Below are 20,914 nucleotides of genomic sequence, written 5' to 3' on the forward strand. Positions count from 1 at the left end.
CGGCGATCGGAAAAAGGACCCCGCGCAGGGGGTCAAACAGCCACCGTACAAGGCGGGGCACCAGACAGAGGAGGTCGGAGATGCGAGGACGAAAACAGCGCGTACGCGCCACATTGGGTGGACGCTGCGCACTGGCTGCCGGACTCTTGATGGCCCCGCTGGCAGCGAAGCCGGCCCTGGCACAGGAAAGCTGCGTGACCCACGCGGTGGAAGCCGAGCAGAAGCTCAACATCCCCTCCGGCCTGCTGGTGGCGATCGCGCTGGTCGAGAGCGGACAGGACGGCGCTCCCCACCCCTTCGCCATGAGCCTTCAGGGCCGCTCCTACTTCGCCCGCAACGTCGGCGACGCCGCCAAGCATCTTCGCGACCACCGCGGCCAGCTTCGCTCCAACACCTATGTCGGCTGCATGCAGCTGTCGCTGGCATCGCACCGGGGGCAGTTCCAGCCCGTCGAGAAGATCGTCCAGCCCCGCGACAACGTGTTCTACGCCGGCCAGCTCCTCGTCCGCTTCCATGGGGAAGAGGGCAACTGGAAGACCGCCCTGGCCCGCTACAACGGCAGCTCCAGCCACCGCTCCCAGGCCTATGTCTGCAAAATCTGGCAACATCTGAGCGAGCTGGACGCGCAAAGCGCCAAGCTGCTGGCCTCCTCGCGCTGCGAGGACACCGACACGGTCAGCGTCGCCCCCAAGACCCGCCGCAGCTTCCGCAACGCCCAGCAGGTCGCGGCCATCGATTGACCGCCCGCGGCGCGGATTCGAAGCTTTGAGAGGGATCTGGCGCGGGCGCCCATGATGGGGTAGATCCCCGGCATGAACTACCGCCACATCTTCCACGCCGGCAACCCGGCCGACGTGATGAAGCACGCCGTCCTGGCGCTGATCCTCGACCATCTGCGCGCCAAGCCCGCCCCGTTCTGCGTGCTCGACACCCACGCCGGCATCGGGCTCTACGACCTGTGGTCGGAGCCCGCGCAGAAGACGCGGGAACATGCGGACGGCATCGGCCGCCTGTTCGGCGCCCCCGCCCCGCATCCGGGGCTCGAGCCCTATCTGCGCAGCGTGGCGGCGGCGAATCCGGACGGGCAGCTGCGCTGGTATCCGGGATCGCCCTGCATCGCCCGCAATGCCCTGCGCGACCAGGACCGGCTGGTCCTCGCCGAACTGCACCCCGACGACGCCCGCAGCCTGAAGGCCGAATTCGCCGGCGACCGCAGCGTCGCCGTCCACCAGACCGACGCCTATGTCGCGCTCAAGGCGCATCTGCCGCCGAGGGAGAAACGTGGCCTCGTCCTGATCGATCCGCCTTTCGAGCAACCCGACGAGTTCGCCCGCATGGCCGAGGGGCTGGCCGCCGCGCATCGCCGCTGGCCGACCGGAATCTACGCCCTGTGGTACCCGATCAAGGAGCGCGCCGCCGTCTGGCGGTTCCAGGACGCGGTCGAGAAGACCGGCATCCCGAAGATCCTGCTGGCCGAACTGACATGGCATCCGGAGGACACGCACCTCCGCCTCAACGGCTCGGGCCTGCTGATCGTCAACCCGCCCTGGACGCTGGACGACACGCTGCACGCCATGCTGCCCGCCCTGCACGATTCGCTTCCCACCACCGGCGGCGGAACGGCGGTGAGTTGGCTGGTGCCGGAACGCTGAACCTTCCCCGCTCCGCCGGAACGCAAAATCCCCCGGCCCTTGCGGGCCGGGGGCAAGTCAGGATGGAACTCTCGAAACGGATTGCCGAAACGGATCGTGCCGATCGTCAGACGTGGCGGCCGGTTTCCCTGGCGGCGTCCTCGGCGCGGTTGGCCAGCTTGCTGATCGCATCATGGGCGGTGCGGGCCGACAGCTCCGACACCTTGACGCTGCGGTCCAGCACGAGCTGGACATTCTCCTTCAGCACACTGCTCTGGGTGGCGTAGAAATCGGGAACGCTGCGGCTGCGCATCAGCGAGTTGACCGCGCTGGCGTTGCGGGTCGCGACCTCCTGCGCCAGCCCCATCCATTCCTTCCAGATCGACTGGAAGCCGTCGGCCAGCACGCTGCCGCACTTGACCATGACATCCATGTTCTCGCGCGCTTGATGCATCACCTCGCCCTGGGCCTCGCTCGACAGTCCGAAGGTCCGCTGGAACTGGCTGGTCGTGCGGTTCGCGACCTCCTGGGCGGTGCCCGCCAGATCACGCGCTGTTTCGGCCCCGCGCCGGGTCAGGTCGGCCCCGGCGTCGAACGCCCTGCGGCCGGTCTCCGCCCCCTCGTCGACGGCGCGGCGGCCGGCCTCGGCGCTGTCCTCGGCCATGGAGCGCGCGGCGTCGGCGGCGCGGCGGGTTGCGGACTCACCGGCCCGCACCGCTTCGTCGACCGCACCCCTGGTGCGTGCCGTCGCCTCGCGCAACGCGGTCTGCGTATCCTTGTCGGTGGCCATGCCAATGCTCCTCGTTTTGGTTCGTCCGATTCGGACGTTTCTTCCCAAAATTGCGCGTGGACCCTTATGCTGCACCGCCACACGCGTCGAGGATATAACACGTCAAATCAAAAACCATCCATGGCGCAAAGTAATAAAAGAATATCCATTCTTTCGGGGTATAGGATTCTTCAATCCCTTGAAGCCCTTCACTTATTAACCTTCCGCTGCATTGCGACAGTATTGCTGCCGCAATGCAGCGACGCTTCCGCTCGACGATGCCCCTTGCTGGCGCACCTTGCCGGCACACTCGACGAACCTTGCCAGGAACGTCCACCCCCCGATTTCCCGAGCGGGGCGGACGTCGCGTCAGGTCACTTCGCCGCGATCTTGCAGCCGCTCTCCGCCAGCGTGGCGAACGCCTCCTCGCCGGGGATGGTGCGCAGGATCTGGTAATAGTCCCACGGCCCCTTCGATTCGGACGGCTTCTTGACGCGGGCCAGATACATGTCGTGGACCATGCGGCCGTTGGCCAGGATCTTGCCGTTCTTGGCGAACATGTCGTTGACCGGCATCTCCTTCATCTTGGCCGCGACGGTCGGGCCGTCGTCGGTGCCGGCGGCCTCCACCGCCTTCAGGTAATGGCGGACGGCGGAATAGCTGCCGGCCTGCACCATGGTCGGCATCCGGCCGCCGAACTTCTCGGCGAACTTCTTGGACCAGGCGCGCTTCTCGTCGTCCATGTCCCAGTAGAAGCCGGTGGTCAGCACCAGGTCCTGCGCCACCTGGAGCCCCAGCGCGTGGACATCGGAGAGGAAGATCAGCAGTCCGGCCAGCCTCTGCTTGCCGCTCTGGGTCAGACCGAACTCGGCCGCCTGCTTGATCGAGGTGATGGTGTCGCCACCGGCGTTGGCGAGCCCGACGACCTGCGCGCCCGACGACTGGGCCTGGAGCAGGAAGGAGGAGAAGTCGGCGGTGTTCAGCGGGGTGCGGACCGCCCCCATCACCTGCCCGCCGGCCTTCTTCACCTCGGCCGAGGTGTCGGCCTCCAGCTGGTGGCCGAAGGCGTAATCGGCGGTCAGGAAATACCAGCTCTTGCCGCCCTCCTGCACCATGGCGCGGCCGGTGCCGACGGCCAGCGCGTGGGTGTCGTAGGCCCAGTGGAAGCCGGTGGGCGAGCAGGCGTCGCCGGTCAGCCGCGAGGTCGCCGGCCCTTCCATCAGGAAGACGGTCTTCTTCTCGCGCGTCACCTCCTGCACCGCCAGCGCGACGCCGGAGTTCGGCACGTCGACGATGACGTCGACGCCGTCCTGGTCGATCCATTGGCGGGCGAGGTTGGAGCCGATGTCCGGCTTGTTCTGGTGGTCGGCTGTGACGATCTGGATCGGCTTGCCGAGAATCTTGTTGCCGAACTCCTCGGCCGCCATGCGGGCGGCGATCGCCGATCCCTCGCCGCCGAGATCGGCGTAGAGGCCGGAGCGGTCGTTCAGCACACCGATCTTGACGGTGTCGCCCGACAGCTTGCCCTGCGCCGAGGCGGGGCCGGAAGCGATGCTTCCCACGGTCAAGGCGGCCAGCGCGGCACCGGCCAGAAGACGTGCGTTCATGCGTGAATCCTCCCCCTCAGCGATTCTTGGATGTGGCTCTCGGGATATGGCACCTGGGCGGTCGGCGACGGTGACGGAACGGTCCGGCCATGTCCTCGCCGACAACACTATGCAGGCGCATCATCTTGGAGGCGAAGCGGATTTTCAGCATATGAAACAGATTTCGGGAATGGTCAGGCGGCGTGCGCGCTTTCTCCATCCGGCGCTGCCGAACCGCCGGAGCCGCGCCGCCGCCGGTTGTCCATGCGCCGCATCACCGGCGTCACCGTGGTGCCATGGACGAGAATCGAGAGAAGCACCGTGAGACCGGTCAGCGCCCACAGCTTGCCCTGAACACCGAAGTCGGCGGCGTTCAGGGCAAAGGCGATGTAATAGATGCTGCCCATGCCGCGGATCCCGAAGAAGCCGATGGCAAGCTTCTCGCCCGTGGACATCGCGGCCCCCCACAGGCCGAGCCAGCCCGTCAGGGGCCGCAGGACGAACAGGATGACCAGGACCGCCAGCACGGCCCCCCCTGTCAGTGGATGGAGCAGGCCATCGGCCAGCGTGCCACCGAACAGCACCAGCACGACCATCATCAGCAGGCGCTCGGTCTGCTCGATGAAATCATGCAGCGTCTCGTGGTAGCGGTGGGACCGCTCGGCATCGCGCAACGCCACGGCGCTGACGAAGACGGCGACGAATCCGTAGCCGCCCACCAGTTCGGTGGAGCCGTAGGCGATCAGCGTGATTCCCAGCGAGACGAAGCCGTCGCCGGTCCGCGACAGCTTGGCCCGGTTCGGCACGCGGAAGGTCGCCAGCGCCAGGAGCTTGCCGATCCCCCACCCCATCCCGATTCCGGCGGCGAGCTTCCACAGAACGTCCAGCGCGAACCAATGCAGCACCCACCCGGCGCCGCCCCCCTCGTCCAGGACGACGGCCACGGCGAGATGGACGAAGGGGAAGGCCAGCCCATCGTTCAGCCCGGCCTCCGAGGTCAGGCTGAAGCGGATCTCGTCCTCCTCGCCGGATTGCGGCGGCCCCACCTGGATGTCGGAGGCGAGCACCGGATCGGTCGGCGCCAACGCCGCTCCCAGCAGGATCGACGCCGCCAGCGGCAGCCCGAGCCCGAACCAGCCGATCAGACCGATGCCGAGAATCGACAGCGGCATGGTGACGCCGAGCAGCCGCCATGTGATCGACCAGGATCGCCAGCCCGGCGGCCGGTCGAGCTTCAGCCCGGCCCCCATCAGCGCGACGATGACCAGCAGTTCGGTCAGCCGCTCGGTGGCTTGCGGAAAGGCCATCGGATCCGGCGCGTCCAGCCCCGACAGCGCGACGACGCCATAGCCCAGCCCGACGCAGATGATGGGCAGCGACAGCGGAAGCTCCTTCAGCACCATCGGCAGCCACGCCACCAGCAGCACCAGAAGGCCGAACCCGACCAGCATGACGACGTAGGACATCCACCGCCCGATCCGTGGCGGCCGCGAAACGCGCAGCCGAATCCAACGTCAACAAGGCCCGAGGCCTTTCGGTCCGGACGGGCCGGGACGCTGGCGCGACGGAAGGGGATGTCGGGGGAAAGGCGGCGATCTTCTACCGCCGCGAATCGGCTCTGATAAGGGGACGTTCCCCAACCGGGATCGGGAAACGTCGCAGAAGGCGGCCGCGCGAGCCAAACGCGGCCGGCAACAGCCGGCGGTCAGGCCGCCGAGGTCATCGGAAAGCCGCTGTAATCGAGCGAGGCGGACCAGAAACGCTCCAGCTTGCGGAGGGTCTCGTTCGCCTTGGTCAGCTCCTCGTCGCTGAAGCCGGCCTTCTCCAGGGCGGTCAGGTGACGCTCGAACATCAGGCTGATCTTCTCGCGCAGGTCGAGGCCCTTCTCCGACAGGCGGACGCGCACCGACCGGCGGTCGTGCGGCGAACGCTCCTGCCCGAGATAGCCGTTCTCGACCATCTTCTTGACGTTGTAGGAGACGTTGGAGCCCAGATAATAGCCGCGCGCGGTCAGTTCGCCGACCGTCATCTCGTCTTCGCCGATGTTGTAGAGGATGAGGCTCTGGACGTTGTTGATGTCCTGGATCCCCAGCCGGTCCAGCTCGGTCTTGAGCACTTCGAGGAAATGGCGGTGAAGCCGCTCGATCAACAGGATGCTTTCATAATAGGGTTTGCGCACCGCGGTCTCCTTTGGCTCTCACCGGACCGTCCCCGCGCAAGGACGTTACCGGGACCTTAAGACGAGATTAACCGATCATTCGTCGGCAATCATCTTAATAATTCCGGAAAAGACGAGGCGCAATGGAAAGGGCGGCGTCCTGTTGATTTGCCGTTCAAATAGGACATTCGATCAAACCGAGAGCAGCCACTCGGCCGCGGTACGGCCGCACCGCCAATGCCCGACCGCCCTTCTCGAGAATTGGCCGGACCGCGCCCGGCGAAAGCCGGAGGGTCTCCCCTCCGGCCATCATTCTCAATCGGCGAAGACGAGATCGCCGCCGGCCGGCTCCGCGAAATGGCGTTCGACGTCGGACGGGCCGACCCCGGCCAGATCGGCCGGCTTCCATTTCGGGTTCTTGTCCTTGTCGACCAGCGCCGCGCGGATTCCCTCGTAGAAATCGTCGCCGGCCAGGAAGGCGAGGCTGAGGCGCAGTTCCTGAACCATGCAGGCGTCGAAGTCGAGCTTGGCGCCGCGCCGCAGCGCGGTCAGCGTGACCTTCAGGCTGGTCGGCGACACGCGCTTCAGCGTGGCGAGCTGGGCGGCCGCCCAGTCGGTGCCCTCGGCCTCCAGCGCCTTGACGATGGCCTCCACCGTGTCGAAGCCGTAGCAACGGTCGATGGCCGCCCGGTTGGCGGGAACGCCGGCCTCGCCGGCCGAACCCTTGGCCTTGGCGACCGCCTCGTCCGGCGGGGTGCCGGCGGCGAGGTCGGCGACCAGCGCCTCGATCCCGGCGCTCGGCACGAAGGCGTCGGCGGCGCCGATCGCCAGCATGTCGGCCGCCTTCAGCCGGTCGCCGGTCAGGCCGAGCCACACCCCGGTCTGTCCCGGCAGGCGCGGCAGGAAATAGGTGCCGCCGACGTCGGGGTAGAGGCCGATGCCGGTCTCCGGCATGGCGAACAGCGTGCGCTCGGTGACGATGCGGTGGGTGCCGTGTTCCGACAGCCCGACGCCGCCGCCCATCGAGATGCCGTCGATCAGCGCGACGTAGGGTTTGGACAGGCGCTTGATCAGGCGGTTGAGGATATACTCCTCGCTGAAGAAGGCGCGGACGATGGACCCGTCGCCGTTGCCCTCGCGCGCCGCCTTGCCGGCCTCGTAGAGCCCGACCACGTCGCCGCCGGCGCAGAAGGCCTTCTCGCCGGCGCCCTGGATGACGACGGCCTTGACCTCGGGATCGGCGTCCCAGGCCCGGAGCTGCGGAATGAACAGGCGGACCATGTTGAGCGTCAGGGCGTTCAGCGCCTTCGGCCGGTTGAGCGTGACGAGGCCGATGGCGCCCCGGCGTTCGAACAGAATCTCAGCAGCGTCGCTCATCGTCTTGGTTTTTCTCGGTTATCGTTGTCGAATCGGGCGGTCGCGATAGCGCAGCGTCCCGCGTCCGGCTGTCTCTCGGTCAAAAAACCGGACGGCCCCGATGATACGTGCGGCGGCGGATCTGTCAAACCAACCATACGCCGGCGGATCGAAAGGGACCGGCCATCCCGCCAGTCGCCGCCAGGTGCCCCGCCAGGCGTCCCGCCAGGCGTCGCGTCGACCGGAACGATCGACGCGACGGCGGCCGGGAACCAAGCGGGGGCTTGGCCCGTTGCGACCGCGCCCTCATCTGTGAGGGACAACGACCGGGGAAGGCCGAGCCAGCGTCATGAAGGTTGCCGTCATACTGAACCAGTCGGCCGGATCGCTGGTCGACCGTCCGCTCGAAGGCCCGGTCTCCGCCGTGCGCGCCGCCTTCGAAGCCCAGGGCGCCGAGGTCGATCTGCGCACCGTCGAGGGCGCCGCCTGCACCGGGGAGATCGAGCGCGCGCTGGCGTCCGACGCCGACTGCGTCGTGGTCGGCGGCGGCGACGGCACCGTCCACACCGCGGTGCGGCTGGCGCTGCCGACCGGCAAGGCCCTGGGCGTGCTGCCGCTGGGCACCCTCAACCTGCTGGCCCGCGACCTCGCCGTCCCGCTCGAGATCGAGGCTGCGGCCCAGGCGCTGGCCGCCGGCCGGATGCGGGCGATCGACGTCGCCGAGGTGAACGGGGAGCCTTATCTCAACAGCTCGGTGCTTGGATTCTACCCGGCCGTGGTGCAGGAGCGCGAGCGGCACCGCAAGCTGCACCGGCTTCTGAAATGGCCGGGCGCCGCCGTCGCGCTGGCCAAGACGCTCCACCGGCTGCCGATGCTGGACGTCCGGCTCGACTGGGGCGACGGGCCGCGCCGGGTCCGCACGCCGGTGCTGGCGGTGTCCAACAACCCCTACGACGACGGCTTCGGCCTCGTGCTGCGGCGGGCCTCGCTCGACGGCGGCCGGCTGGGCGTCTATGTGGCGCACGAACGCAGCGCGCTCGCGATGCTGCGGCTGATGGGACGGCTGGTGACGGGAACCTGGAGGCAGGATGAGGCGTTGGATACGTTCACCGTGACGAGCCTGACGGTCCACAGCCGGCGGCGGACGCTGAAGATGGTCAACGATGGCGAGGTGCGGAAGATGGCCGGCCCCCTGCACTACCGGATTCGTCCGGGAGCGCTGAAGGTGCTGGCCCCAGGCTGACGCAACGCGAGAGGTTCGGGTGAAGAGGCTGGCGCACATCTCGGACCTGCATTTCGGACGGATCGACCACAAGGTCGTCGATGGGCTGCTGGCCGATCTGGCGGCGCAGCGCCCCGACCTGATCGTCATCTCCGGCGACCTCGTGCAGCGGGCCAAGCCCCGCCATTTCGAGGCGGCGCGCGCCTTCCTGCGCGAATTGACCGCTCCCTATCTGGTGGTGCCGGGCAACCACGACATCCCGGTCTACAACGTCTTCCGCCGCTTCACCGACCCGTTCGGCCATTACCGCCGCTACATCTCGGCCGATCTCAGCCCGATCCACGTCGATTCCGAGATCGCCGTGCTGGGCATCAACACCGCCCGCCCGGTCATCCTGGACTTCTCCGAAGGCCGCATGAACAAGGCGCAGATCCAGCGGGTGCGCGAGGTGTTCTGCGAGCTGCCCGAAACCGTGTTCAAGGTGCTGTTCACCCACCATCCCTTCCTGCCCCCGCCGGATTCCCCCGACACGCGGCTGGTCGGCCGCCACAAGCTGGCGCTGCCGGCGCTGGAGAGCTGCGGCGTCGACCTGATGCTGGCCGGTCATCTGCACAAGGCCTATTCCGGCGACATCATGAGCCACCACACCCAGGTCGCCCGCTCGATCCTGGTCGCCCAGGCCTCCACCGCGACCTCGACGCGGCTGCGCAACGAGGCCAACGCCTACAACCTGATCGCCATCGCCCCGCCCCAGGTCACCTTCGAGGTCCGCTCGTGGGAGGGCGCGGCCTTCACCGCCGGCCTCGTCTCCACCTGGGTCAAGCGGGGGCAGCGCTGGGAGTTGCAGGCGCAGGACAGCGGTTTCCGCCCGGTCGGCAGCGCGGCGTGAGGCCGCTTGGCAGGTTCCCTGTGGCATGGTGGCCCGCCGGCTTGAGTTACCGGCAACGGAAGGCGTAGGATCGCGCAACTTTCCGCACGATGCCTGGTTCCGCGATGCCGATCTCCCTGCCCGCCTCCTTCCCGCGCACGCGTCTGCGCCGCAACCGCGCCGATGCCTGGACCCGGCGCCTCGTCGCCGAGAACAGGTTGACGGTCGACGACCTGATCTGGCCGGTCTTCGTCATCGAGGGGGAGAACCAGCGCCAGCCGGTCGCCTCGATGCCGGGGGTGGAGCGGCTGACCATCGACCTTCTGTGCGAGGCGGTGGTCGGGGCCGGCGACCTCGGCATTCCCTGCGTCGCGCTGTTCCCGGTGGTCGGCGCCGAGGGCAAGTCGGAGGACGGGGCCGAATCTTACCGCCCCGACAACCTGATGAACCGGGCCATCCGCGCGCTGAAGGCGGCCGCGCCCGACGTCGGCGTGCTGTGCGACGTGGCGCTCGACCCCTACACCAGCCACGGCCACGACGGCATCCTGCGCGACGGCCGAATCCTGAACGACGAATCGGTGGAGGTTCTGGTCCGCCAGGCCCTGTCCCAGGCCGAGGCCGGGGCCGACATCATCGCGCCGTCCGACATGATGGACGGGCGAATCGGCGCCATCCGCGACCGGCTCGACGCCGAGGGGCACCAGCTGGTGCGGGTGTGCTCCTACGCGGCGAAATACGCCTCGGCCTTCTACGGCCCCTTCCGCGACGCGGTGAATTCCGGCGGCTTCCTGAAGGGCGACAAGAAGACCTACCAGATGAACCCGGCGAACAGCGACGAGGCCCTGCGCGAGGTGGCGCAGGATCTCCAGGAGGGCGCCGACATGATCATGGTCAAGCCCGGCCTGCCCTATCTCGACATCATCCGCCGGGTGAAGGACAGCTTCGCGGTGCCGACCTTCGCCTATCACGTGTCGGGCGAGTACGCGATGCTGCGCGCGGCGGCGGGACATGGTTGGCTCGATTACGACAAGGCGCTGATCGAGACGCTGACCGGCTTCAAGCGCGCCGGCTGCGACGCGATCCTGACCTATGGCGCTGTGGACGCGGCGAAGCTGCTGCGGCAGGGCTGAGGCCGCTTCCGAACGCCCGCTTTTCAGCGCATGACGGAAAAGGGCCGGGATATCCCGGCCCTTTTCCCATGCTCAACCGGTTTTCATGCCGGCGTCACGCTCTCCGGAGTCGAGCGCCGCCCGTTCCTCCTGCCGGGTCTTGACCAGCGAGACGACGACGCCGCCAGCGATCAGGCCCAGCGTCACGCCCAGCGAGATCAGCGGGTCCATCTTGCCGAAGAACTGCGTGTAGAAGATCTTCGAACCGATGAACACCAGCACCAGCGCCAGCGCGTATTTCAGGTAGCGGAAGCGGTGGACCATTGCCGCCAGCGCGAAATACAGGGCGCGCAGGCCCAGCACGGCGAAGATGTTGCTGGTGTAGACCAGATACGGGTCGGTGGTGATGGCGAAGATCGCCGGCACGCTGTCGACCGCGAAGACCAGATCGGCCAGCTCGACCATGATGAGCGCCAGCAGAAGCGGCGTCGCCGCCCAGCGCAGGGCGCCACCCGGCCCTTCCGGCAGCTTCACGAAGAAATGATGCCCGTGGAAGCGGTCGGTGACGCGGAGATGGCGCTTCAGGAAGCCCAGCACCGGGTTGTGCGCGATGTCCGGCTCGGAATCCGACGCGAACAGCATCTTCACGCCGGTCAACAGCAGGAAACCGCCGAAGATGTAAAGGACCCAGTGGAATTCCGACACCAGCGCCGCGCCGGCGCCGATCATCAGGCCGCGCAGCAGGATCACGCCGAGGATGCCCCAGAACAGCACGCGGTGCTGCACCGCGCGGGGCACGGCGAAGAAGCCGAAGATCAGCGATATGACGAAGACGTTGTCAAGCGACAGGCTCTTCTCGATGAAGAAGCCGGTGTAGTAGAGGATGGCCGATTCCTGGCCCATCGACCACCAGATCCAGCCGCCGAACAGCAGGGCGACGGTGATGTAGAAGGCCGAGAGCTTCAGGCTTTCCGCGATGCCGATCTCATGGTCGCGGCGGTTGAGGACACCCAGATCGAACGCCAGCAGCGTGGTGACGATGCCAATGAAGGCCAGCCAGACCCAAAGCGGTTTCCCCATGACTTCAAAAAGAAAGGACGCGTATAAGCTGTCCATCGAAACGATCCACTTGATGGCGCTGCGTCAGCGGGAAAATCAAGCGGTTCCGACATCACGACCGACGCCTCGGTCGCCAGAGGGGCCCGGACCCGAACGTCTGGTTACGTGGTGAGGCCCGCCGCCGCGTCAAGAGCACCGATTTCAAGCCTTTCGCCACACCCGCGAGTCGCCGCCATCCGGCCGGGCGGCGCCGGCGCCACGACCGCCCCCGCCTTCCGCCCCCGGTCCGCGGCCAATGGCTTGGTGCATCCCAGCCACAGATCGGACACGAACGGTGTCAAAGAAAAACACCGACAGTTGCCTTTTCTGTGTTGCCTCTTGTGCAGATGGAGACGTTCTGCCAATAACTCCGAAAAACCGAAACCAAACCAAACCCAATGGAGTGTTGCATGAACCAGGCCGAACTGATCGAAACCGTCGCCACCAACGCCGGCATCAAGAAGGCCGACGCGGCCAAGGTCGTTCAGGCGGTGTTCGAGGGCATCTCCTCCGCTTTGGGCCGTGGCGAGGACGTCCGTCTCGCCGGCTTCGGCATCTTCGAGGTCGCCGAGCGCGCCGCCCGCGAGGGCCGCAACCCGCGCACCGGCGAGGTGGTCGCCATCGCCGCGTCGAAGGCCCCGAAATTCAAGCCGGCCAAGCAACTGCGCGATTCGGTGAACGGCTGATCGCCCCCGCGCCGGAAGGGAATGCCGCCATGACCATCGAGTCCGCCGATCTGCAATCGCTGACCGCAAAGGTCGTCGCCGCCTATGTCGGCAACAACACGGTGTCGGTCCATGAACTGCCGTCGCTGATCCACAACGTGCAGGCGGCCTTCCGCAACCTGGGTGAGGACAAGCCGGCTCCCGCCAAGTCGGAGCTGATTCCCGCCGTGTCGATCAAGAAGTCGGTCACGCCGGAATACATCGTCTGCCTGGAGGACGGGAAGAAGCTGAAGATGCTGAAGCGGCATCTGAAGACGGTCTACGACCTGTCGCCCGACGAATACCGCGCCAAGTGGGGCCTGCCGGCCGAATACCCGATGGTCGCCCCGAACTACGCCAAGGCGCGCTCGGAAATGGCGACCAAGCTCGGTCTCGGCCGCAAGCGCTCCGCGGAGTAATCTCCGCCCGCGCTCCCGCCGCCTCGGAAAGGCGCATCCCGCCGGGATGCGCCTTTTTTCCTGCCCGAATGTCCGGGTCGATGAAATGAAGGCATAGGCCGAAGGTTCGGGTGGTGCTCTGCCGCAGCCTTCCCATCTAGGGTTCCTACGCCCCGCCCGGCCCTCTTTCCTTCCGCCGGTCCGATGCATAGACGACCATGGTCATAAGGCCGACAGGGGTCGTCCGGCATTCCACCGGGGCACCGCCGATCCCGCGGCGGAAAGAGCGCGCACCTGTCCGAACGGCCATCGGCCAAATGGTCAGGGTCATAGCAAGGTCCGATCCGCCGGAGCGCCTGCCCCCGTGGCAGAAGAGCGTGGGTATACGCCGAAAAACACCCGGCATCTTCCCTTTAAGGGCTTGATCCAACAGGAACGCCCATTCACATTAACAGTGTCTGACGGACGTTGTTCCTGAAGAAGCGCGGCGAATACAAACCCCGACAAAGCAAAAAGCCGACGTGGTGGATGCTGGTCTTGCATTCGCCAATGGAACACCGCGTCACGGCCGACCGTGGAGCGTTGGAGAGGAGGCATTAGCGTGCTGAAGAAACTTCTGACCGGCGAAAGCGCCAGCCTGACCCGCTACGTCGAAGAATCCAAGCGGTTCCCAATCCTGGCTCCGGACGACGAGCGTGAGCTTGCCATAGCCTGGCGCGAGCGCGGCAACCCGCACGCCCTGGAGCAACTCGTCGGCAGCCACCTCCGCCTCGTCATCAAGATCGCCCGCGGCTTCGGCGGCTACGGCCTGTCGCTCGTCGATCTGGTGGCGGAAGGCAACGTCGGCCTGATGCAGGCCGCCCAGAAATTCGATCCGCAGCGCGGCTTCCGCTTCGCCACCTACGCCACCTGGTGGATCCGCGCGGCGATCCAGGAATACATCCTGCACAGCTGGTCGCTGGTGAAGATGGGCACGACCGCCGCGCAGAAGAAGCTGTTCTTCAACCTGCGCCGCCTGAAGAGCCAGATGGCCGAGCTGGAGCAGGGCGACCTGTCGCCCGAGACCGTCGCCACCATCGCCACCGAGCTGGACGTGCCGGAAACCGAGGTCATCGAGATGAACCGCCGGCTGGCCGCCAACGACAGCTCGCTCGACGCCACCCTGTCGAGCGACGGCGAAACCAACTGGCTGGAGCTGCTGGCCGACGACCGCCCGACGCAGGACGTCATGCTGGCCGACGCCGATGAGCTGGCGCTCCGCCGCCGTCTGGTCGGCCAGGCGCTCGACCGGCTCGATCCGCGTGAACGCCGCATCCTGTTCGAGCGCCGCCTGAAGGACGACCCCTCGACGCTGGAAGCGCTGAGCCAGCAATTCTCCGTCTCGCGCGAGCGGGTGCGGCAGATCGAGGTCCGCGCCTTCGAGAAGCTTCAGAAGGCGGTGCTGAGCGCCGCGCAGGCCCTGCGCCGTCCGGCCACGCCGATGGTCGCCTGACCGCTTGACACAGTTTTCCCACAGGGCCGCCGTTCCGGCGGAGGCTCCGTGGGCGTGCCGGCCGGCTCGACGAGAGCCGCCCGCGCACGGCGCCGCGGGCCGTTCGCCCGCTTCTAGCCTCCAGACCTGTCGAACTTCCAACCGGCGGCGCCCTTGGCTCCGCCGGTTTCTTTCTGTCCTCATCCCCTCGATTCCGCTTCAGAGGCTCGCAAAAACCCCGCCGCCCCCTCGGAAGCGGAATTCGGCCTCTTCAAAATCTTGAAGTGCGACAAAGTGACGTCTTTAAAGATACGTTAAGATACGCATGATGACCGGCCCGCCTTAAGCTCCCAAAATTTTAACAAACTCTTTGTATACTGCTCATAACGCTATCCGGAGATCACTCCATGTCGAATCCTGCCCAGACCCAGTCAATCGCGGATCGCATCGCTTTCCTGCGGATCGATGACTCCACGAAAGCCGCGCTTCGCGAGTTCCAACCCTACCTGGCGCAGCGGATCGACCAAATCCTGGATGACTTCTATTCATACCTGCGCGCGGTCCCGCAGATCTCCCAGCTCCTGGCCAACCCGGCCACCGTCGGCCGCGCCCGCGACCTGCAAAAGCAGCATTGGCTGCGCAACGTCTTCACCGGAACCTTCGACGATTCCTACGTCAGCCAGGTCCTGAAGATCGGCCAGACCCACCAGCGCATCGGGCTGGAGCCGCGCTGGTACACCGGCGCCTACTGCTACATGCTGAACCGGCTGATCGACCAGGCCGCCCAGCTCCACCGCAAGAAGCCGGAGAAGCTGGCGGCCCTGCTCCAGGCCATCAACAAGGCCGTCTTCCTCGACATGGATCTGGCGACCTCGGTCTACATCGACCTGAACACGGCGGCGATCATCACCCGCGAACTCGGCTCGACCGCCGACAGCTTCGAGCGCGAGGTGAAGAGCGTCGTCCAGGGGGTGGCCGCCGCCGCCGGGCAGTTGCAGACCACCGCACAGAGCATGAACCGCACGGCCGCCCAGACCAGCGAGCAGTCGACCCAGGTCGCCGCCGCCGCCGAGGAGGCGTCCGTCAACATCCAGACCGTCGCCGCCGCGGCGGAGGAGCTGACCGCCTCGATCGGCGAGATCAGCCAGCAGGTCACCCAATCGGCCGCCATCGCCAGCGCCGCCATGACCGAGGCCGAGCGGACCAACGCCACCGTGCAGGGGCTGGCCGACGCCGCCAGCAAGATCGGGCAGGTGGTGAAGCTGATCCACGACATCGCGTCCCAGACCAACCTGCTGGCGTTGAACGCGACGATCGAGGCGGCGCGGGCGGGCGAAGCCGGCAAGGGCTTCGCGGTGGTCGCCAGCGAGGTGAAGAGCCTCGCCAACCAGACCGCCAAGGCCACCGAGGAGATCAACGCGCAGATCGGCGCCGTCCAGGGCGCCACGCAGGAGGCGGTCGGGGCAATCCGCTCCATCTCCGGCACGATCTCCCGCATCAACGAGATCTCGACCTCGATTGCCACGGCGATGGAGGAACAGGGAGCCGCGACCACGGAGATCGCCCGCAACGTCCAGCAAGCATCGGTCGGAACCCGCGAGGTCAGCGAGACCATCGTCCGCGTCAACAACTCGGCCAACGACGCCGGGGGCGAGGCCCGCAGGGTTCTGGAGGCGACCAACCAGCTCTCGCATCAGGCGCAGACCCTGGGGAACGAGGTCGACCGCTTCCTCGCCCGCGTGCGCGCCGGCTGACCTCCGCCCAGCGCCGCGTCCGTCGCGGCACCGCTGACGAGAAAGGGGCGTGTCCAGTGCGTGGACGCGCCCCTTAGAGCGCCTAACAGAAGCTTGAGTCGTCTCTCGACTCGTCATCCCCGCGAAGGCGGGGATCCAGAGTTTTCCGAGCGGAACCAAGGGGAAAAGCTTGGATCCCCGCCTTCGCGGGGATGACGGCCCCATTGGGCACCGATGGTGAAAACGGAATTCTGTTCGGCGCTCTTACCGTTTGTTCCGCCTTACCGTGTGACCTGCCCTGTTCCGGACGCCGCACGCGTCGCAAGGATTCCCGCCGGACGGATTCTCAAGGCATCGTCCGCACGACAAAATCACTGACCGGCAGGTTGGCCATTTGCGCCGCCCGGCGCGCCTCATCGGCCGATCCCCAATGGCTGCGGCCGTCGAGATTGGCCAACGCGCCGCCACGCATCACGACGAAGAGCCCCGTGCGTCCCAGATTGACGATTCTCATCATGTTCCGCCTCCGCCCTGAAGCTAAAATTTTAGATAATGTTGTGATTAACTTCATTGTCGCCACGAAGTTCCCAACATCTTTTCTATGGGTATCAAACAGTGCGGACGGTTGTCAATCCGCCGAACACCACTCAACTTGCTACCATCCCTTCATGAATCATGAAATTCTTTCCGGACCTTGATCACTCTCCACACACCCCGGACGTTTTATTGTATTTTCGATATATTTTCTGAAATTCGGCGACAAATGCTTCCCTCTTCCGTCCTGTCCATGAGGCAGAGGCGGGAACGCCGGCTTTTCCCAGCCGTTCATCTGTCGACCCGGAAGTTCCAGGCGGGAAGGCCGCGGGACGGGCCGAACGGGCGCGCAGGAGAGGAAGGAGCCGAGCGATGGCGGATGGCGGGTGGGGCTTCAGGATGCGGCCGGCATCGGCGACCACGGACCCGGACAAGCTGTCCCTGACGGTGGCGATCCGCCCGGCACGCGCCGACGACCTTCCGGTGCTGGAATGGTTCGGCCTGCACACCGCGCACCGCGAGATCATCGGCAACGCCTTCCGCATGCAGGAACGGGGCATCGGCGCGATGCTGCTGGCCGAGGTGAACGGCTTTCCGGCCGGCCAGATCTGCGTGGACTTCATGCGCAAGCGCCATCTCGGCCGCGCGACCCTGTGGGCGCTGCGGGTGTTCCAGCCCTTCCGCGGAGCGGGGCTGGGCAGCCGGCTGATGCGCGCGGCGGAAGAGGTCGTGGCGGAACGCGGCGGCGGTGTCGCCGAGTTGGGCGTCGACCGCGACAACGCCGGGGTCCTGCCCTTCTACGACCGGCTCGGCTATCTGCGCTGTGGAACCGAGCGCGGCCATTTCAGCTACCACACCCCCGACGGCGTGCTGGTCCGCGTCGTCATCGACCAGTGGCTGCTGCACAAGCGCGTCGCACCGGCCCAGGCCTCCGCGGCGATCCTGGCGGCGGAGTGATCATCGCGCCCGCCTCCTGTTGTAGGAAGCGACCGCAACCACCCGCAGCCAAGAGGAAGCCCCGACGATGGCCGACGACCGCACGCCCGACCGCACGCAAACGGATCGCCCGCAAAACGACCGTCCGGACGCCGACCGGCCGGCGGCCAAGCCGATTCCGGTCCAGCCGCGGAACGAACCGCTGAGCGACCGTGACGAAGCCGCTCCCGGCACGCCCGGCACCGGCGAGGCCATCGACCCGAAGACCGGCGAGACCTACATCAAGGGCATCGGCGGGGCCTGACCGTCCCGCCCGTCCTCAAAGAAAAAGGGCCGGCCCCATCGGAGCCGGCCCTTTTCCCGTCGAAGACGAATCTTCAGGCCACGAAGGGCGGCAGCGCCGTGACGTTCGCCGCCTTCTCCACCACCTGACCGACGCGGAGCAGGGTCTCCTCGTCGAACGGGCGGCCGATCAGTTGCAGGCCGAGCGGCAGACCGTCGGCGCCCAGACCGGCCGGGACCGACATCGCCGGCAGGCCGGCGAGGTTGATCGGCACGGTGAAGACGTCGTTCAGGTACATCTGCACCGGATCGTCCATCTTCTCGCCGATGGCGAAGGGGGTGCTGGGGGCGGTCGGCGTCAGGATGACGTCGCAGCTCTTGAACGCCTCGTCGAAGTCCCACTTGATGCGCGTGCGCACCTGACGGGCCTTGTTGTAGTAGGCGTCGTAATAGCCGGCCGACAGCACATAGGTGCCGACCAGGATGCGGCGGCGAACCTCGCTGCCGAAACCGGCGCCGCGCGTGTTCTCGTACATCTCCGACAGGCTGCCGCCCTCGACCCGCAGGCCGTAGCGGACACCGTCGTAGCGCGCGAGGTTGGAGGACGCCTCGGCCGGGGCGATGATGTAGTAGGCGGCCAGCGCGTACTTCGTGTGCGGCAGGCTGATCTCGACCGGCACGGCGCCGGCCTCCTTCAGCCACTCGATGCCCTGATTCCACAGCGCGTCGATCTCGGCCGACAGCCCCTCGACGCGGTATTCCTTGGGAATGCCGACGCGCAGGCCGCGGATGTCGCCGGTCAGGGCGGCGCGGAAGTCCGGCACGGCCATGTCGACCGAGGTCGAATCCTTGGGATCGAAGCCGCACATCGAGCGCAGCATGATCGCCGCGTCCTCGACCGTGCGGGTCATCGGCCCGGCCTGATCGAGCGAGGAGGCGTAGGCGACGATGCCCCAGCGTGAGCAGCGGCCATAGGTCGGCTTGATGCCGACCGTACCGGTGTAGCCGGCCGGCTGGCGGATCGAGCCGCCGGTGTCGGTGCCGGTGGCGCCCAGCGCGGCGCGCGCGGCGATGACGGCGGCCGAGCCGCCCGACGAGCCGCCCGCCACGATCCTGCGCTCCCAGGCGCCCGGCGCGCCGGGGCTCCACGGGCTGACCGTCTCGCCCTGGTGGGCGGTGATGGTGGCCGAGCCCATGGCGAACTCGTCGAGATTCACCTTGCCGAGCATCACGGCGCCGTCGCGCCAGAGCTGCGACGTCACCGTCGACTCATACTCCGGCTTGAAGCCGTCGAGGATGTGGCTGCCGGCCGTGGTGGCGACGCCCTTGGTGCAGAACAGGTCCTTCACCGCGATGGGCAGGCCGTCCATCGGACCGGCCTCGCCCCTGGCGCGGCGCTCGTCGCTGGCCTTGGCCATCGCCAGAGCGGCGTCGGGCGTCTCGGTGATGAAGATGTTGAAGGGGCGCACAGCCTCGACCGCGCGCACATGCGCCTCGGCCAGTTCGACCGCGGTGAACTCCTTCTTGGCGAGGCCGTCCAGCGCCCCGGCCATGGTCAGATGCGTGAGCGCCGTCATCACTCGACCACCTTCGGCACGACGTAGAAGCTTTCGGCCGTTTCCGGACCGTTCGACAGGACCTGGGGCGCATAGCCGCCGTCGGTGACCGCGTCCTTGCGCCGGCGCAGCTTCTGCGCGGCGACGCTGGTCATCGGCGGCACGTCCTTCGTGTCGACCTCGTTGAGCTGTTCCACGAAGGTCAGGATCTGGCTGAGTTCCCCCGCCAGCGATTCCAGTTCCCCGTCCGGCACCTTGATGCGGGCCAGATGCGCGATCTTGGCCACCGTGGCCTTGTCGAGCGACATGCCTCTACTCTCTTCCAAAATATTGGAAATCCGCCGCGAAGCTATCACCCGCGCCGGCCCGCCGCAACGTTCGCGGCACCCCGCGCGGCCGAAGACGGCGACAAGGACGCGAAAAGGGCCCTGCCGAACCGCTCAGAAGGCGTCGGACGCGCCGGCCGGCGGCATCAGGGGGCAGCCGCAGTCCGGGCACGCGGTGCGCCGAAGACGCTCGATCACGCGCGGGTCGGGAACAGTCAGGCCGAACGCCTTCTCGACCTCGGCGATCTGCCGCTTGTGGTCGGCCGACGCCCCGCAGGCCGCGTCCAGCACGGCGCCATAATCCGAGGACGGCCGGACGGTGATGGCGCCGGCCCCCGATCCGGAAAGCAGGAGCGCTCCACCGGCCGCCAGCCCCCGGAGTATGTCCCGCCGGCCAGTGCTCCGCGTCTGTGCGTCCATGCTTCCGCTCCATCGGTTCGGCCATACCACAGGGGTGCGGGAAACGTTATGCCAGAGAAGGCCGAGTGACAAGGCGGGCAGCGCCCGCGCCCGCGCCGTCGCCACGAACCGCCTTCCGGGCCGACCGCCCTCCGGACAACTCAAGTGGTCTTGCGGCAATCCCCGTGGGCTCCTATGGTCGGCGCATGATCCACACACTCTCCGAACTCGCCGCCCGGCTGGGCAAGGGGCAACGGCTTCTCGGGCTCGACGTCGGCAGCAAGACGGTCGGGCTGGCGGTCGCCGATCCCGGACTGGTCGTCGCCTCGCCCATCGGCACGCTGAAGCGGACCAAATTCACCCAGGACGCGCGCGAACTGGGAAAGACGATCCGCGATTACGGCATCGGCGGGCTGGTGGTCGGGTTGCCGCTGAACATGGACGGGTCGGAGGGACCGCGCGTCGAATCGGTGCGCGCCTTCGCCAAGAATCTGCTGGAGCGCGCCGATCTGCTCGGCTGGGAGGCGGAGATCGCCTTCTGGGACGAGCGGCTGTCCACATCGGCGGTCGAACGCTTCATGATCGGCGAGGCCGACATGACCCGCAAGCGGCGCGACGAGGTGGTCGACAAGATGGCCGCCGCCTACATCCTGCAAGGCGCGCTCGACATGCTGGCGAACCAGCGCCGCCGCGAGGCCGAGGGGGCGGACGGTGACGACGACGGTGACGACGACGACGGCCCCGGCGGCTGGACAGACCGCACCGACCGCTGAACGGC

22 protein-coding genes are annotated in these 20,914 nt (G+C 67.2%); 12 read left to right on the forward strand and 10 right to left on the reverse strand.

Going from position 1 to position 20,914, the window contains the following annotated elements; genetic code table 11:
- The first annotated feature begins 149 nt into the window (after positions 1–149).
- Together J2847_RS03805 and J2847_RS03810 are read left to right on the forward strand one after the other, a co-directional pair.
- On the forward strand, positions 150–740 hold the full coding sequence (locus J2847_RS03805) for a transglycosylase SLT domain-containing protein (RefSeq protein WP_223677885.1): 591 nt from the start codon (positions 150–152) through the stop codon (positions 738–740).
- Positions 741–812: 72 nt separating this feature from the next.
- Positions 813–1,652, forward strand: a complete 840-nt coding sequence (locus J2847_RS03810) for a 23S rRNA (adenine(2030)-N(6))-methyltransferase RlmJ (RefSeq protein ID WP_209777100.1) — start codon at positions 813–815, stop codon at positions 1,650–1,652.
- A 106-nt stretch (positions 1,653–1,758) separates the two neighbouring features.
- Here J2847_RS03810 and J2847_RS03815 read toward each other — a convergent pair whose 3' ends face one another.
- The 5 genes from J2847_RS03815 to J2847_RS03835 all read right to left on the reverse strand — a co-directional run bounded on the left by J2847_RS03815 (position 1,759) and on the right by J2847_RS03835 (position 7,521).
- Entirely contained in the window at positions 1,759–2,421 is a 663-nt protein-coding gene (locus tag J2847_RS03815) for a phasin family protein (RefSeq protein ID WP_209777102.1), read from the reverse strand.
- A 353-nt stretch (positions 2,422–2,774) separates the two neighbouring features.
- Positions 2,775–4,007, reverse strand: a complete 1,233-nt coding sequence (locus J2847_RS03820) for an ABC transporter substrate-binding protein (RefSeq protein ID WP_085556613.1) — start codon at positions 4,005–4,007, stop codon at positions 2,775–2,777.
- Positions 4,008–4,180: 173 nt separating this feature from the next.
- Positions 4,181–5,452, reverse strand: a complete 1,272-nt coding sequence (locus J2847_RS03825; protein ID WP_209777104.1) for a cation:proton antiporter — start codon at positions 5,450–5,452, stop codon at positions 4,181–4,183.
- 239 nt (positions 5,453–5,691) lie between these two features.
- The gene (locus J2847_RS03830) at positions 5,692–6,165 is read right to left on the reverse strand and encodes a MarR family winged helix-turn-helix transcriptional regulator (RefSeq protein ID WP_085556611.1); all 474 of its coding nucleotides are present in this window, start codon (positions 6,163–6,165) and stop codon (positions 5,692–5,694) included.
- Positions 6,166–6,459: 294 nt separating this feature from the next.
- On the reverse strand, positions 6,460–7,521 hold the full coding sequence (locus tag J2847_RS03835) for an enoyl-CoA hydratase/isomerase family protein (protein WP_209777105.1): 1,062 nt from the start codon (positions 7,519–7,521) through the stop codon (positions 6,460–6,462).
- 328 nt (positions 7,522–7,849) lie between these two features.
- Between J2847_RS03835 and J2847_RS03840 the strand changes: the two genes are divergently transcribed.
- The 3 genes from J2847_RS03840 (at position 7,850) to hemB (ending at position 10,720) form a co-directional block, all read left to right on the forward strand.
- The gene (locus tag J2847_RS03840; protein WP_209777107.1) at positions 7,850–8,743 is read left to right on the forward strand and encodes a diacylglycerol/lipid kinase family protein; all 894 of its coding nucleotides are present in this window, start codon (positions 7,850–7,852) and stop codon (positions 8,741–8,743) included.
- Between the two features lie 19 nt (positions 8,744–8,762).
- Positions 8,763–9,611, forward strand: a complete 849-nt coding sequence (locus J2847_RS03845; RefSeq protein ID WP_209777108.1) for a metallophosphoesterase family protein — start codon at positions 8,763–8,765, stop codon at positions 9,609–9,611.
- A gap of 104 nt (positions 9,612–9,715) precedes the next feature.
- The gene (gene hemB, locus J2847_RS03850) at positions 9,716–10,720 is read left to right on the forward strand and encodes a porphobilinogen synthase (protein WP_209777110.1); all 1,005 of its coding nucleotides are present in this window, start codon (positions 9,716–9,718) and stop codon (positions 10,718–10,720) included.
- A 72-nt stretch (positions 10,721–10,792) separates the two neighbouring features.
- On the opposite strand, the gene J2847_RS03855 is transcribed toward hemB, so the two are convergent.
- A complete protein-coding gene (locus J2847_RS03855; protein ID WP_411800560.1) occupies positions 10,793–11,779 on the reverse strand; it encodes a TerC family protein in 987 nt (328 codons plus the stop codon).
- Between the two features lie 428 nt (positions 11,780–12,207).
- On the opposite strand from J2847_RS03855, the gene J2847_RS03860 reads away from it, so the two are divergent.
- The 4 genes from J2847_RS03860 (at position 12,208) to J2847_RS03875 (ending at position 16,124) form a co-directional block, all read left to right on the forward strand.
- Entirely contained in the window at positions 12,208–12,483 is a 276-nt protein-coding gene (locus tag J2847_RS03860; RefSeq protein ID WP_085556605.1) for an HU family DNA-binding protein, read from the forward strand.
- Between the two features lie 29 nt (positions 12,484–12,512).
- The gene (locus J2847_RS03865; protein WP_085556604.1) at positions 12,513–12,920 is read left to right on the forward strand and encodes a Ros/MucR family transcriptional regulator; all 408 of its coding nucleotides are present in this window, start codon (positions 12,513–12,515) and stop codon (positions 12,918–12,920) included.
- A gap of 580 nt (positions 12,921–13,500) precedes the next feature.
- Positions 13,501–14,391, forward strand: a complete 891-nt coding sequence (rpoH, locus tag J2847_RS03870; protein WP_085556603.1) for an RNA polymerase sigma factor RpoH — start codon at positions 13,501–13,503, stop codon at positions 14,389–14,391.
- A gap of 386 nt (positions 14,392–14,777) precedes the next feature.
- A complete protein-coding gene (locus J2847_RS03875; RefSeq protein WP_085556602.1) occupies positions 14,778–16,124 on the forward strand; it encodes a globin-coupled sensor protein in 1,347 nt (448 codons plus the stop codon).
- Positions 16,125–16,449: 325 nt separating this feature from the next.
- On the opposite strand, the gene J2847_RS03880 is transcribed toward J2847_RS03875, so the two are convergent.
- Positions 16,450–16,620: a hypothetical protein gene (locus tag J2847_RS03880; protein ID WP_179166164.1), complete on the reverse strand. Its 171-nt coding sequence runs from the start codon at positions 16,618–16,620 to the stop codon at positions 16,450–16,452.
- A 389-nt stretch (positions 16,621–17,009) separates the two neighbouring features.
- Here J2847_RS03880 and J2847_RS03885 point away from each other — a divergent pair, with 389 nt between their 5' ends.
- Positions 17,010–17,594 carry a GNAT family N-acetyltransferase gene (locus J2847_RS03885; RefSeq protein WP_209777113.1) on the forward strand — a complete coding sequence of 195 codons (585 nt, stop codon included), beginning with the start codon at positions 17,010–17,012 and terminating at the stop codon, positions 17,592–17,594.
- 67 nt (positions 17,595–17,661) lie between these two features.
- Positions 17,662–17,877: a hypothetical protein gene (locus J2847_RS03890; protein ID WP_209777114.1), complete on the forward strand. Its 216-nt coding sequence runs from the start codon at positions 17,662–17,664 to the stop codon at positions 17,875–17,877.
- 73 nt (positions 17,878–17,950) lie between these two features.
- Here the strand turns inward: J2847_RS03890 and gatA are convergent, their stop codons facing one another.
- The 3 genes from gatA to J2847_RS03905 form a co-directional block, all read right to left on the reverse strand.
- On the reverse strand, positions 17,951–19,432 hold the full coding sequence (gene gatA / locus J2847_RS03895; RefSeq protein WP_209777115.1) for an Asp-tRNA(Asn)/Glu-tRNA(Gln) amidotransferase subunit GatA: 1,482 nt from the start codon (positions 19,430–19,432) through the stop codon (positions 17,951–17,953).
- Positions 19,432–19,719, reverse strand: a complete 288-nt coding sequence (gene gatC, locus J2847_RS03900) for an Asp-tRNA(Asn)/Glu-tRNA(Gln) amidotransferase subunit GatC (protein WP_209777116.1) — start codon at positions 19,717–19,719, stop codon at positions 19,432–19,434. The genes gatA and gatC overlap by 1 nt, the downstream gene beginning before the upstream one ends.
- 132 nt (positions 19,720–19,851) lie before the next feature.
- On the reverse strand, positions 19,852–20,157 hold the full coding sequence (locus tag J2847_RS03905; protein WP_209777117.1) for a hypothetical protein: 306 nt from the start codon (positions 20,155–20,157) through the stop codon (positions 19,852–19,854).
- A 185-nt stretch (positions 20,158–20,342) separates the two neighbouring features.
- Here J2847_RS03905 and ruvX point away from each other — a divergent pair, with 185 nt between their 5' ends.
- Positions 20,343–20,909 carry a Holliday junction resolvase RuvX gene (gene ruvX, locus J2847_RS03910; protein WP_209777119.1) on the forward strand — a complete coding sequence of 189 codons (567 nt, stop codon included), beginning with the start codon at positions 20,343–20,345 and terminating at the stop codon, positions 20,907–20,909.
- The last annotated feature ends 5 nt before the right edge of the window (positions 20,910–20,914 follow it).

The sequence above is a fragment of the Azospirillum agricola genome, from assembly GCF_017876095.1.
GTDB lineage: Bacteria > Pseudomonadota > Alphaproteobacteria > Azospirillales > Azospirillaceae > Azospirillum > Azospirillum agricola.